The organism is Chroococcidiopsis sp. SAG 2025, assembly GCF_032860985.1.
In the GTDB taxonomy this organism is placed as follows: Bacteria; Cyanobacteriota; Cyanobacteriia; order Cyanobacteriales; family Chroococcidiopsidaceae; genus Chroococcidiopsis.
On record NZ_JAOCNC010000001.1, the window covers coordinates 5,430,712 to 5,444,430 of the forward strand.

Below are 13,719 nucleotides of genomic sequence, written 5' to 3' on the forward strand. Positions count from 1 at the left end.
AGTACGATCTCTATTATTGAGCTTTTGCCCAAATCTAGAGCATAAAATCAAAATTTGATTCAATTTTTTTAACATCAAAGGAGTTATGCGGTGCGTATCCCCCGCTTCGCTAAAGTACTGGTTGCATTCCTAGCTGGGTTGATGCTGGTGCAACTGCTACACGCTTGTTCGTCTTCATCAGCTGCCGAGAAAACTAGACTGACGATCGCCACCGTCAACAACGGCGACATGGTTGTCATGCAGGGGCTTTCCCGCCAGTTCGAGCAAGAAAACCCCAATATCGAACTCAGGTGGGTGGTGCTGGAAGAAAACGTGTTGCGCCAACGCACGACTACGGATGTTGCCAGCCAGGGAGGACAATTTGATGTCTTGACAATCGGTTCTTATGAAACACCGATTTGGGCGAGACGAGGTTGGCTAAAACCATTGAATAGCCTACCTGCTAGTTATGACGTAGACGACTTGCTAAAACCGATCCGAGAAGGACTTTCCCACGATGGCACGCTCTACGCGCTGCCGTTCTATGGAGAAAGTTCAATGCTGTACTACCGCAAAGATTTGTTTGCCAAAGCAGGAATTAACGTTCCCGAACAGCCAACCTACGCTCAAATCGCACAGTGGGCGAGTAAAGTCCACGATCCGGCAAACGGAGTCTATGGCGTTTGCCTACGAGGAAAACCTGGCTGGGGCGAAAACATGGCATTTCTGTCTACCTTGGTCAACACCTCCGGCGGAAGATGGTTCGACATGAAGTGGCAACCTCAGATCGATACTCCAGCCTGGAAAGAGGCAGTAGGATTTTATGTCGAGCTGCTACAAAAATATGGACCCCCAGGAGCCAGTTCCAACGGATTCAACGAGAATCTGGCTTTATTCTCGACAGGTAAATGCGGCATGTGGGTAGATGCAACCGTTGCAGCGGGGCTGTTATCCAATCCGAAAGAATCCCAAATCGCCGATCGCGTTGGCTTTGCCCGTGCGCCAATCGAAGAATATCCTAACGGATCGAACTGGCTATGGGCGTGGGCGCTAGCGATTCCTCAAACCTCAAAATCTCCCGCAGAGGCGCAAAAGTTCATCGCCTGGGCAACATCCAAGGAATACATCCAATTGGTTGCGAACAAAAATGGCTGGGTTGCCGTTCCACCAGGGACGAGGACTTCCACCTACAACAACCCCAACTATCAAAAAGCCGCACCATTTGCTCAGATCGTCTTGAACTCGATCCAATCTGCCGATATTACCCATCCCGCCGCCGAACCAACTCCTTATAAGGGAGTTCAATACGTAGATATTCCAGAATTTCAGGCGATCGGCGCTTCAGTTGGGCAAACCATTGCCGCCGCACTGACCAACAACATTTCGGTAGATCGAGCATTGCAACAATCGCAAAGTGCAACCGAACGGTTCATGAAACACACCGGATACATTGACCAGTGAAGAATGGGGTGTGGGGGGGTGGGGTGTGGGGTGTGGGGGGAATTTTGGATTTCTTCTCTGCACCTGAAGCTCCCCTACTTTCTTACCCAACTTTTGACTTCTGACTTTTGACTTTTGACTTTTGGCTCCTGTACGGGCGGGTTTACCAAACATCTTTGATTCTGACCAGTATTTCGGGTGAACCCGCCCCGACAATTTTTGACTTCTGACTTTTGACTTTTGACTTTCTTATGTCTTCCTCATTAGCTGTAAAGCCTCAACAGGCAACGCCACCACCCGCCAAACGTTCCAAGCGACAGACATCGACCTTACCTTTAGTTGCGCCTTCGGTCATTGTCCTGTTGCTATGGATGATTGTGCCTCTGGCGATGACCTTATGGTTTTCCTTTCAGCGATACAACCTGCTGAATCCAGATGCCCCCCGATTCATCGGAATTGAGAATTTCACATTTATTCTCACCGATCCGGCATTATGGACGGCGATCGCCACCACTCTGATTTTGGTTGCCTCCGTGTTAGCAATTACGATCGCGCTAGGCACGTTGCTGGCAGTCTTATTTGACCAAGACTTTCCGGGTCGCGGGATTGCGCGGGTACTGGCGATCTCGCCATTCTTCGTCATGCCTACAGTCAGCGCCTTGATCTGGAAAAATATGTTGATGCATCCAGTCAACGGACTGTTTGCTCAAATCACAAGAGGATTGGGCTTAGGGGCGATCGATTGGTTTGCAGATTTTCCCCTACTGGCAATTATCATCATTGTTTCCTGGGAATGGCTGCCCTTTGCACTGCTGATTTTATTAACTGCCATTCAGTCTTTAGACCGCGAACAGCTAGAGGCGGCGCGGATGGATGGGGCAAATGCGATCGCCTTATTTCGTTTCGTCATGCTACCGCACTTGAGCCGTGCTATTGCCGTAGTCGCTGCGATCGAAACAATTTTCTTCCTGACCATCTTTGCCGAAATCTTCGTGACTACTGGTGGTGGACCTGGACTGGCAACTACTAACCTTGCCTATTATATTTTCCTGAAAGCGTTGCTGGAATTTGATGTCGGCGGTGCTTCCGCAGGTGGATTAATTGCCGTCATCCTTGCCAACATCGTCGCGATCTTTTTGATGCGTAGTGTTGCTCGTAATTTGGATACCTAAAATGGCACGTAAAAATTCTCGCCTCTGGCTGTGGACATTGCTAGGATGGCTAGCCGCTGCCATCTTGTTTTTCCCGATCTTCTGGATGTTTATTACCAGTTTCAAAACCGAAGTGGCAGCTGTCTCTACTCCGCCGCAATTGTTTTTCCAGCCCACATTAGAAAACTATGTTGCCATCCAAGATCGGGCAGATTATTTCAATTATGCGTTTAATAGCCTAGTAGTTTCCCTCGGATCGACAATACTCGCGCTGCTGCTTGCCGTACCTGCTGCCTATGCAATGGCATTCTTTCCTACCAAGCGCACCAAAGGAACCTTGCTGTGGATGCTGTCTACTAAAATGCTGCCACCCGTTGGCGTATTAGTCCCGATCTACATTCTGTGTCGCAACTTGGGATTGCTAGATACCCGCATCGGTTTAATTATCATTTATACCCTGATTAACCTACCGATCGTTGTCTGGATGATCTACAGCTTCTTCAAAGAAGTTCCCAAAGATATTCTCGAAGCCGATCGCATGGATGGGGCAAACACGCGCCAAGAACTGCTCCATGTCTTGCTACCCCTAGCATTACCTGGAATTGCCTCCACCGCGCTGCTTTCAATTATTTTGTCATGGAACGAAGCCTTCTGGAGCTTAAACCTGACGACAGCAGATGCAGCCCCACTCACAGCATTTATTGCCTCATTTTCCAGCCCCCAAGGGCTATTCTGGGCAAAACTCTCCGCCGCATCAACACTGGCGATCGCCCCCATCCTGATCTTCGGCTGGCTGAGTCAACGGCAACTGGTACGCGGTTTGACGTTTGGAGCAGTGAAATAAAAGTCGGGAGTTGTAGGGGCGGGTTTTTTTCAGAGATCTATGAAACAACAAACAATTGTGCGGTTAAACCCGCCCGTACCATACGTCACAAGTCACGAGTGTTTCACGCACCACGCACCAGGCAACTACCAACTATCAATTACCAATTACCAATTACCAATTACCAAAATTATGTCAACACTCACTTTAAGAAACATTCATAAACGTTATGCCGATACTGAGGTTATCAAAGGCATCGATCTTGATATCGGCGATCGCGAATTTGTTGTCTTTGTCGGTCCCTCCGGCTGTGGCAAATCAACTTTGTTACGGGCGATCGCGGGACTTGAGGAAATTACCTCTGGCGATTTACTCATTGATGGCGTAAGAGTGAATGACGTGCCACCGGATAAACGCGGGTTGGCAATGGTGTTTCAAACCTATGCCTTGTATCCCCACATGACGGTAGCAGAGAATATGGCGTTTAGTCTGCGCCTAGCGGGTGTTTCTAAGGCTCAGCGTCTTGAAAGAGCGAAAGAAGTTGCCCGTATCCTGCAATTAGAACCGCTATTAAATAGGAAACCCAGAGAACTATCGGGAGGACAACGCCAACGGGTAGCGATCGGTCGGGCTTTGGTACGCAAACCTAAAGTCTTTTTGTTCGACGAGCCGTTATCAAACTTGGATGCAGCCTTGCGCGTACAGATGCGGATCGAACTTGCTAGCCTACATGATACTTTGCAAGCCACGATGATTTACGTGACGCACGATCAAGTGGAGGCGATGACGCTAGCTGACAAGATTGTAGTGTTGCAGAGTGGCGTTGTCGAGCAAGTCGGATCGCCGTTGGAACTGTACCACCATCCCCGTAATTTATTCGTGGCTGGATTCATCGGTTCGCCTAAAATGAATTTTCTTTCAGTGACGGTGACATCTGTAAATAATTCTGGGACAACAGTTACACTGCCTGGTGACGCAACAGTCACAATTCCCGTCCAGCCTGGATTGTCGGTGGGCGATCGCGCCACGTTAGGGATTCGTCCCGAACATTTGCGGCTCAATCGTCATAACGCTACGCTCAACGGTGAAGTGCTTGTTGTAGAACGATTGGGTGGAGAAACTTTTCTGTACGTCAAGATTGCGGGTGGCGACACGTTAATCGTCCAAACAGACGGAGATAATCCCAGCCGGATGCACGATCTCGCACCGCTCCAGATTAACGGCGATCTCTGCCATTTATTTAACCAGCAAGGTGAAGCCATTCCTAAAGTCCGTCGCCACCATCTAACTTCTAATGAATTCCATGAACAGCAATATCAGCACAGGCTCAACAATTAAGCTGAATGAAGCTTCCTTATCTCGTTTACCAAACAACATCCGCGTTCCCAATTACGATCGCCACCAAATAATTAATGGCATTGTCCATATTGGTGTGGGTGGATTCCATCGCGCGCATCAGGCGTTGTATCTTGACAACTATTTACAGCAATCTTGCGATCGCGAATGGGGGATCTGCGGAGTAGGACTGCTGGAATTCGATCGCCGGATGCGTGATGCTCTGCATTCCCAAGATTGTTTGTATACTTTGGTGGAACGCTCGACCGAAGGCGATTGGGCGCGTGTTATTGGCTCGATTACACGCTATCTCTTTGCCCCAGATAATCGCGCCCGCGTTATTGACGCACTGGCAGATCCTCACTGTCGAATTGTGACGCTGACGATTACGGAGGCAGGCTACTACTACATTGAAGGTAGCGGCGAATTTGATGCCAATCATCCGACAATTCAGCACGATTTGCAACATCCGCATGAGCCAATCGGAGTCTACGGCTTTTTGACAGCAGCACTGGATAAGCGCCGCCAACAAGGATTACAACCATTTACGGTATTATCCTGCGACAACCTACAAGGCAACGGTAACATCGCCCGTAAAATGTTAACTGCCTTTGCAAAGCTGCAAGATCCGGAGTTGGGAAATTGGATGAGCGATCGCGTTACATTTCCTAACTGCATGGTCGATCGGATTACTCCGGCGACAACAGCAGCCGATATCAAAATGGTGGCGGAGCAATTTCAGATTGATGATGCCTTTCCAGTGGTAGCAGAACCATTTCTTCAGTGGGTCGTTGAGGATAACTTTTGTGCGGGTAGACCCGATCTAGAATCTGTGGGCGTACAAATGACCGATGACGTTCATCCTTACGAGATGATGAAGATTCGGTTACTCAACGCCAGTCACCTACTCATTGGCTATCTCGGCACTCTAGCAGGCTATACCTACGTACATGAGGTAATGGCAGATCCGGCAATCCGGCAAGCCGTCGATCGCTTGATGGCAGAAGTTACACCCACACTTCAACCCGTACCTGGCATCGATTTAGACGATTATAAACAGACGTTAATTCAACGATTTGCCAATCCCAAGATTCAAGATCGATTGCCGCGCCTATGCCTCAATAGTGCTGCTAAGATGCCAAAATTCATTCTGGGTTCGTTGCGTGACGCACTTAGACAGGATGGGGCGATCAATTATCTGAGTTTGACAATTGCTGCTTGGTTCCGTTACCTCAAGGGACAGGACGATCGCGGTAATCCAATTGAGATTGATGACCCAATGGCAGATATTTTGATACAGCGCGCCCGTTCTGGGGGTTCCGATCCTATACCATTGCTGAGTCTATCTGAGATTTTTGGCGACTTGTCGCGATCGTCGCGTTTTGTGGAGGCAGTTAGCAAGCATTTACACAACTTGGATGAGTTTGGAGCCAAAGGAACGCTAACTCGATAGCGATCGTTTCCTACTGTTCTCTTTCTCCAACTAACTGTATTTTTCAAAACATATTTCATGCATGGACACCCGTATGCTGAATCCGAGGCTAGATTCGGAAATCCATTTAGTGATATGACTACGGCAGCTACCCCAGATGCAAGTTTCTATATCAACGATCGCAACTACTGGATCAACGGTGCGGCGTTAACCTACGTCTTGGTAGGATACAGCTTTGCGATTTTCTGCCTTGTGCAACATTTGTGGTGGTTAAACCTCTTGGGTACGGTGTTATTAACCCATACGCTAATTTGGGCAGCATACTTCGTCCACGAATTCATTCATGGCAACATTTTTCGTAATCCGCGCTGGAATGTCGCATTTGCGCAGGTAATGCTGTTTCTGACAGGTTCTTGCTACAGTCGTTATCGCGATGTTGCTAGCAACCATTTAGCCCATCATAAAAATAGGGCTGACTTCTCTGCCTTTTCCCTACCAGATTTCCTGCAAACTGCGCCAAAGCCGATAGTACGCCTAATTGTGGCGTTGGAATGGCTTTATTTTCCTGCCGTTAACTTTTTGTTGCGGTGGTTCAATGCCCTATCTCCATTTTTAGGACAACAGCGCCGAGATGAACGAGTGCGTAACGGTTTGCTGTTATTACTGCGAGGTAGTCTATTTACAGCCTTAGCAATCTATTCTCCCCGTGCCATTGTTCTTTACTTTTTCGCCTATATCTGCTTTATCAATATCCTGAGATTTATTGATTGCTTTCAACACACGTACACTGTGTTTCAGCTAGGTCAATCCTTACCGCAATACAGCTTGGAACATGAGGAAGCAAATACTTTCTCTAACCTCATTTCTTTGCGGTGGTCTTGGCTGAATGTATTGCTGCTAAACTTTGGCTATCACAACGCCCATCATCGAGTTATCCGTTGTCCTTGGTATCTTTTGCCTAAATTAGATGCCGAATTATACCCCCGCAATTATCGTCAGTACGTGACGCTACCTCAACTCATCGCTAACTACCATCGCTTTCGGATTCATCGCTTATTCCACGGTCAAGGAACGGTTGTGGATACCGAGAAGGGGTTGAATCTAGACAACTTTGTCGGGGCAATTGGAGTCTCTTTTCTATTTTCGCGGGAGCCGATAGACTGGTTGAAGCTTGCTGCTAGTGATAGTGATGGCGCGCTAAGCGTTCGCGAAGTGTAGCGCCGATAAGGACTCGATCCCCCTAACAACCCTCCGATCCTCGGGGGGCAATGCCCTACACTTGAATTTCCGAAGGACACCCTGGTTTGCGCCTTGCTGCTAAATACTCGGCGATAATTTGCCGATATCTTTCTTTCCCAAAAATCGTGTAGTGACCGGGATAAACTGTCTCTATTGGGAGTTTTTCTAGCCGTTCGTAGGTAGCGATATAAGTAGGGATATCGCTGCAATGGAGGAGGTATAACAACTCGCCATCATAAATCACATCTCCAGAGAACAAATCTTGAGATTTGGGTTCATATAAAGCAATACAGCCGGGAGAATGTCCAGGCAAATGCAACACCTCGAAGGCGCGATCGCCTAAATCTAATACGTCTCCTTCTTGTAAAATTTGTGTAGGTTCTGCTGCATTTAAGGTATATGTTTCGACTGTAAATCCAGGGTAAGGTAGCAAGTCGAAATGTTCTTCTAATACCCAGCTTTGTGCTGGCGTACACAACGCCTCATAATCATCTCCTTTTTGCAGTGCTTCGGCTTCCGCCGCATGAATGGCGCGGTGGTCGAATTCGTGCATCCCACCCGCATGATCGAAGTGAATGTGAGAGGCGATCGCCAGCAATGGTTTATCGATTAAACTAGCAATGTATTGCCGCAGACTTGCCACCCCTAATCCAGTATCGATTAATAAATCGCGATCGCGACCTTTAATTAACCAGAGATTTGCCCGATTCCACCAATAGTAATGCGGTTCGCTAATTAGGTAGAGGTTGTCACTAATTTTTTGTGTGGAGAACCAGGTTTGACAAACAGCTTTGGAGTCCGTCACAATTACAACCTTTAGGTAGACTTGACTATAGAATCATCGTACAAAGATTTCAGCTCAAGCGGTTTAGGAACTATTTTAAAGTCATAAGCAGCTCTTGCCGTCAGCTCGAAATTTTTCATTGCATTATTGGGATGATTTAAGTTAAAGGCAATTGACTTGTTACTGTCCAAATCAAAAATCTTGACTCCCGCAATTTGTTCTTTTGCTTCCTCTGGCGTGACTCCTAACTTTTGAGCTGCAATTTTGATTGCTTCTTCATCGCCAGAATTGACTAACTTAACACCCTTATCAATTGCCCGCAAGTAAGCCTGAAGATCTGCCCTGCGGCTTTCAATCAGTTTTTGTCTTACGACTAATACATCAGCAATTAAATTCGTACCTTTGGTAGTAAAAATAATTTCCTCCACTTTCCTTGGCTGCTTTAGATAACCAGGGTTCGTAGGATACGGCAGCATCGACACGTTTGGCAGTAAATGCCGCTGCTGCATCAGCGGCAGTTAAATCTTTTGTAGTTATATCTTGTTCGGTCAATCCACCTTTTTCTAGGTAGCTACGTAATAAAACCTTCTCAAACAGTATATTTTCTCTAGCAACGGTTTTCCCTTTCATGTCTTTGGGACTGTTGATATTATGACCTAAAATACCATCCGATCCATTTGAATAATCGACAACATAGAACATCCGAATTGACGGATCTTTGCTAATCATTTGTACTGCATCTCCTGATGTTACCCAGCCTACGTCAACTTTTCCAGCTAGAAATGCAGTAATACCTTCTGTTGCACTCTGAAAGAAAGTTTCTTGCACCTTGATGCCTTCTTGACTAAAAAAGTCTTTTTGCAGTGCGACATAGTGACCTGAGTATCCGGGCCAAGGATTAATACCAGAAATTAATACTTGAGGTTGAGGCGCAGGAGATGAAGGAGAAGAAGATGAAGTTGTTGAATTTTGAGGAGAACAAGCAACAGCCCATAACAAAGATACCAAAGCCAGCACAATCAAACGTCTTGCAGGAAATTTAACCATCACTTATACTCTAATTTCTGAAAGTTGCACGAATAAATCTTTCTTTCCGACTCCCGTACAGGCGGGTTTGGAAATCCGCCCCTACCGACTCCCGTACTCACCGCGCAAAGCGTGCAGAATTTGACGTTTGATCTCGACAAATTCTGATGAGAGTTTAATTTCTAAATGACGATTGGCTGGCAAATTGACAGGTATTTCTAGTTGCAACCGACCGGGATGACTGCTCATGACATAAATGCGTTGAGAAAGGAAGATTGCTTCTTCAACATCATGGGTAATCATTAAGACAGTCGTATGAGTTTGCTCCCAAAGTTCTAACAAAAATTGCTGCATTTGTTCTTTGGTTTGAGCGTCTAAAGCGCCAAAGGGTTCGTCCATCAGCAGCACTTCTGGTTCGTTGGCTAAAGCACGAGCGATCGCAACTCGTTGTTTCATTCCACCTGATAATTGTTTTGGGTAAGCTTTAGCAAACGGAGTTAAACCAACTACGTTCAAGTAGTATGTTACCCGCTCTCGCTGCTCCGCTTTAGACATTTTACGCAACTGCAAACCAAATGCAATATTCTGCGAGACTGTCAGCCAAGGATAAAGCGTGTAGCCTTGAAACACCATACCGCGATCGCTCCCAGGACGACCAGTCACAGCCTGACCGTCAACTAATACTTGACCTGCGGAAGGAGTTGTGAGTCCAGCGACAATATTAAGTAGAGTAGATTTACCACACCCAGATACACCAACCAAACAAACAAATTCTCTAGGGTCAAGTTGGAAGTTAATCTTTTCTAGTACTACCAATTCCTTGCCACGATTGGAATAGGATTTGCAGATTTCTCGGACTTCCAATTTAGGTTGGTTTAGATCGGCTCGTCCCGATTGGGTTGATTGTTCCCGCAATTGACCGTTGAAGCGGGTATCAAGCATAAGCTACGCATTCCTAATCTACAATTACTGCGATCTATACTTTTGTCAAGCTGCTCTAATTCAGTTAATCTCAAGCTATCTACTAAAATTGTTAATTGAGATACAGATTTTTGAGAGTTAATGGTTATTTGTCAAAGGCAAGAGGTTTCTAACTGACAACTTACGACTTCCGACTTCTCAATATAGCTTTAAAGCGCGATCGCCAATCAACTATTTTTATCAGTACGATCGCAGTTGCAAGAGAAAAAACAAAGGAGCGATCGCCGCGCAAATTGTTGTCAAGAGGGTACAAAGTATTACCTGAATGGAGGTAAACTAGTTTACACAAAATTCTTTCAATTGCGATACTAGATTTGAGTATAAATAAATACAAAGATATAAATTGAGCAACTGTAATAGTATTAAAATAAGCTGCCCAAATCTTGCTTTTCTCTACACTATGCTTTTTAGTAGCAGAAGACTGAGACAACTGGTAGACAATTCAGCAAAATAACGGAATTCTTCACAGTGATTAACTCACATCCTCTGCTGCTCCAGTTGCCAAATGTTTGTAAAGTATTTGCTAATAGATGGAGGTAATACCACTAGTGGGTCATTTGGTATGAGTGTTGCCATTATTTTTGGCAATAGTTGTCCGCCGAAGAGGACGATGCGTACAGGCACCAGAACCACCAAGAGAGTGAAATCTTTGACGCGCTCTGTCTCGACGTTGCGCTCGTAATCCTGCCCAGACAAACGGCGTTGGTTGTTGGTTCCATCCAAAAGCAGTTGCTTCCAACCACTCAATAATTTGATAGGCTGTTTGCGGATGATGCCCCTCTAGAGCTCGGCGTTTGAGAATTCGTTGAATCGACTCAGCCATATTCAGCCAGCTACCGCCAAGAGGTGTGTAGAGCGGCATGATGCCATGAGCACACAGCCACAATACCAACTGGGGAGTTTTATGTCCGACCAAGTTATCCATCACTAGCAACATTCGCAGTGGCGGTAAGTCGTGTGGGAGTGTAAAGCGTACTTTCAACCCCTGCTGCCAACTTTTCCATAACCGTTGATTTTCTTCAGGCTTGAGTAATCGAGCTGGAGTTGGCAGTGATTGTACAACACTAGCTAATTCTTGCTTGAGCCATTCGTGCAACACAGCATTGGTACAACTGGTAACACCCTTAACTCGTACTTGCCCAGTAGCGGGATGGAATAGCGTTAACAGCTTGGCTGTGCCATTACGGATATATTCATGTTCTTGCCGTGTCGGTTTACCTACTGGCTGCCAATTGCTACCAGGGTAAGGAGCAGTGCCAAATGGTCCCGCCTCGTCTTCGCACCACACACTCAAGCCTAGCTTCTGTCCCTGAGTGTAAGCGCGTTCTATCAGTTTTTTTTTGCCACGGTATCTGGGTCAGTTACTACTACTAGCTTGCCTTTGCGTATGCGCTTCACCTGTCCAGTTTTTAACCAACTGCGGCTCTTTTGCCAGCTATAGCCCGCCTCTTTGAGTACCTGCCAAATTGTATAAGTACTGATTTGGGTTAAGCCATCAGGAGCCTGACGCAAAGCCCGTTGAAGTGTAGCTACTGACCAGGTTGCCGTGCCCTCTTTCTGCCGCTCTGGTTGACGCTGAAATTCGGACAGGATGCGTTGTTTTTCTGGTTCGCTGTATTGCACTACTGCCCCACCGCCATGTCGAGGCTGTAAGGCAGCTAAGCCTTCAACATTGAAGCGACTGACCCACTTGCTGACCGTATCACCACAGCGTAATCCTACTAACTGCGCTGCACTCGTGTAATCAGCCCCAAGAGCCACGGCTAGAATCGCTTTGGCCCGCATGACACTAGCAGATGATTGGGATTGAGAACGGCTCAGTTTTTTCAAGTCGGTTTGTTCTTCATCACTTAACGGTCGCAAAGGTGCTTTTTTTTGCCGTGTCATCACAACCTGAAAAACTATGTATCTTCACTTTAATTGACCATCCTTTTTATGGCAACACTCATACCAAATGACCCACTAGTGGCTCAATCTAGTTTCAGTAATTCAGATCTAGCTTCGCCTCGTCAAAACCGCTATCTCGAACCTTCCGTGTTTTGGAGCATCCGCCAAGGTTTTCCCCGTTGGCTGGCAATGGCGATCGCCGCAACATCTCTCGCAGTACCGTTAATATTATGGGCGATCGCGAGTTACGCGGGTTGGGTTCCGCCAATGTTTCTCCCCACACCAACGGCGGTTCTCCAAGCTGGCATAGATATGTTGACTCAGGATAATCTTATTATGGATGTCCTCGTGAGCTGCGGTCGGGTTCTCGGCGGTTTTCTGTTTGCCGCAATTATTGGAGTACCAATGGGAATTGCAATGGGAACTTTCTACAGCATGGAAAGCCTATTCGCTCCCATTGTCGGTACGGTGAGATATATGCCTGTCACCGCATTTGTACCGCTAATTGTGATTTGGGTTGGTTTAGGTGAAGAAGCCAAGATACTAATTGTCTTCTTGGGTGTCGTACTGTACAACGCCATCATGGTAGCAGATGCGGTCAAATTCATTCCCAACGAGATGATTAATGTTGCCTATACTTTAGGGGCAAATCGTCGCGATGTCTTGTTCAAAGTGATTGTGCCAGCAACATTTCCTAGCGTTCTAGATACTCTACGAGTTAATATTTCTGGAGCTTGGAACTTTTTAGTCATTGCCGAACTGGTAGCAGCTCAAAGCGGTTTAGGTTTCAAAATTATTCAAGCTCAACGATTTCTGCAAACAGAAAAAGTTTTATTTTGTATTGCTTTAATTGGCGCGATCGGTCTGCTAATTGACTATGGTTTGAAGTGGCTCTCCCTACGGCTTACTCCTTGGGCAGATCAAACACGGTAGAAGTCGTAAGTCATAAGTCGTAAGTCGTAAGTTAGCGATAACTATCAACTATTAATAATGAACTTGAACTTAGAGCCAAACAAAACTGCCTTAATTTGTATCGATCTGCAAACTGGGGCGTTTACAGGAGATTGCACGCTTTCCTATGTTGGTATTGCTGAATTGTTGCCCAAGGCAAAGCGAGTTTTAGCAGCAGCGCGTCAAGCAAAATTACCAATTATTCACTGTAAAGAAGTCCACCGTAAAGAAATGGTGGATTTTGGACGGGAGTTAGATGGTGCAGAACCGATTCACTGTTTGGAAACTTGGGCTAGTACTGATTATTATTGTGAATTAGCTCCAATTGACGGAGAATTTACAATTAGCAAACGTCGCTACAGTTGTTTTTTTGGCACGGATCTAGAGATTCTGCTGCGAGGGTTGAAGGTAGATACTTTAGTCTTCATTGGTATGATGACGAACGTTTGCGTGCATTACACGGCAGCGGATGCTCACCAGCACGATTATCACTTCCACGTTATTGAGGATTGCTGTGCTGGTTCCGATTGGGACGCACATTGGGCAGCGCTAACAGCAATGGAATATTTGCAAACAGGCGCGAGAATTTCACACGCTGCATTTGTGGAAGCGATATCAGGTAAAGTTCCAGCAGCTTGAGACGAGTATTTTTGGATGCAGGGATTGCGTCAATACATCTCTGTTGTGATGC

Annotated in this window: 14 protein-coding genes; 8 read left to right on the forward strand and 6 right to left on the reverse strand. The window is 46.4% G+C overall.

Annotated elements, in window-relative coordinates:
• Positions 1–141: 141 nt before the first annotated feature.
• The 6 genes from N4J56_RS26745 (at position 142) to N4J56_RS26770 (ending at position 7,378) form a co-directional block, all read left to right on the forward strand.
• Entirely contained in the window at positions 142–1,440 is a 1,299-nt protein-coding gene (locus N4J56_RS26745; protein WP_410500602.1) for an ABC transporter substrate-binding protein, read from the forward strand.
• Between the two features lie 230 nt (positions 1,441–1,670).
• Positions 1,671–2,591 (forward strand): sugar ABC transporter permease, encoded by a 921-nt coding sequence (locus N4J56_RS26750; protein ID WP_317109207.1) that lies wholly within the window; start codon positions 1,671–1,673, stop codon positions 2,589–2,591.
• Between the two features lies 1 nt (position 2,592).
• Positions 2,593–3,414: a carbohydrate ABC transporter permease gene (locus N4J56_RS26755; protein ID WP_317109208.1), complete on the forward strand. Its 822-nt coding sequence runs from the start codon at positions 2,593–2,595 to the stop codon at positions 3,412–3,414.
• Between the two features lie 171 nt (positions 3,415–3,585).
• On the forward strand, positions 3,586–4,731 hold the full coding sequence (locus tag N4J56_RS26760; RefSeq protein ID WP_410500603.1) for an ABC transporter ATP-binding protein: 1,146 nt from the start codon (positions 3,586–3,588) through the stop codon (positions 4,729–4,731).
• Positions 4,697–6,181, forward strand: coding sequence for a mannitol dehydrogenase family protein (locus N4J56_RS26765; RefSeq protein WP_317109210.1), 1,485 nt, complete (start codon positions 4,697–4,699; stop codon positions 6,179–6,181). Before N4J56_RS26760 ends, N4J56_RS26765 begins: the two co-directional genes overlap by 35 nt.
• 114 nt (positions 6,182–6,295) lie before the next feature.
• A complete protein-coding gene (locus tag N4J56_RS26770; protein ID WP_317109211.1) occupies positions 6,296–7,378 on the forward strand; it encodes a fatty acid desaturase in 1,083 nt (360 codons plus the stop codon).
• Positions 7,379–7,433: 55 nt separating this feature from the next.
• Here the strand turns inward: N4J56_RS26770 and N4J56_RS26775 are convergent, their stop codons facing one another.
• The 6 genes from N4J56_RS26775 to N4J56_RS26800 all read right to left on the reverse strand — a co-directional run bounded on the left by N4J56_RS26775 (position 7,434) and on the right by N4J56_RS26800 (position 12,077).
• A complete protein-coding gene (locus tag N4J56_RS26775) occupies positions 7,434–8,204 on the reverse strand; it encodes an MBL fold metallo-hydrolase (RefSeq protein ID WP_317109212.1) in 771 nt (256 codons plus the stop codon).
• Between the two features lie 11 nt (positions 8,205–8,215).
• On the reverse strand, positions 8,216–8,611 hold the full coding sequence (locus N4J56_RS26780; RefSeq protein WP_317109213.1) for a hypothetical protein: 396 nt from the start codon (positions 8,609–8,611) through the stop codon (positions 8,216–8,218).
• Positions 8,565–9,230, reverse strand: a complete 666-nt coding sequence (locus N4J56_RS26785) for an ABC transporter substrate-binding protein (protein WP_317109214.1) — start codon at positions 9,228–9,230, stop codon at positions 8,565–8,567. The genes N4J56_RS26780 and N4J56_RS26785 overlap by 47 nt, the downstream gene beginning before the upstream one ends.
• Positions 9,231–9,311: 81 nt before the next feature.
• Positions 9,312–10,151, reverse strand: a complete 840-nt coding sequence (locus N4J56_RS26790; RefSeq protein WP_317109215.1) for an ABC transporter ATP-binding protein — start codon at positions 10,149–10,151, stop codon at positions 9,312–9,314.
• Positions 10,152–10,743: 592 nt separating this feature from the next.
• Entirely contained in the window at positions 10,744–11,478 is a 735-nt protein-coding gene (locus N4J56_RS26795; RefSeq protein WP_317105834.1) for a transposase, read from the reverse strand.
• 41 nt (positions 11,479–11,519) lie between these two features.
• Entirely contained in the window at positions 11,520–12,077 is a 558-nt protein-coding gene (locus tag N4J56_RS26800; protein ID WP_317105833.1) for a helix-turn-helix domain-containing protein, read from the reverse strand.
• A gap of 48 nt (positions 12,078–12,125) precedes the next feature.
• On the opposite strand from N4J56_RS26800, the gene N4J56_RS26805 reads away from it, so the two are divergent.
• Both N4J56_RS26805 and N4J56_RS26810 read left to right on the forward strand, forming a co-directional pair.
• Positions 12,126–13,010 (forward strand): ABC transporter permease, encoded by an 885-nt coding sequence (locus N4J56_RS26805; protein WP_317109216.1) that lies wholly within the window; start codon positions 12,126–12,128, stop codon positions 13,008–13,010.
• A 57-nt stretch (positions 13,011–13,067) separates the two neighbouring features.
• Complete coding sequence (locus N4J56_RS26810; protein ID WP_317109217.1) at positions 13,068–13,667, forward strand: isochorismatase family cysteine hydrolase; 600 nt, start codon at positions 13,068–13,070, stop codon at positions 13,665–13,667.
• Positions 13,668–13,719 lie beyond the last annotated feature (52 nt).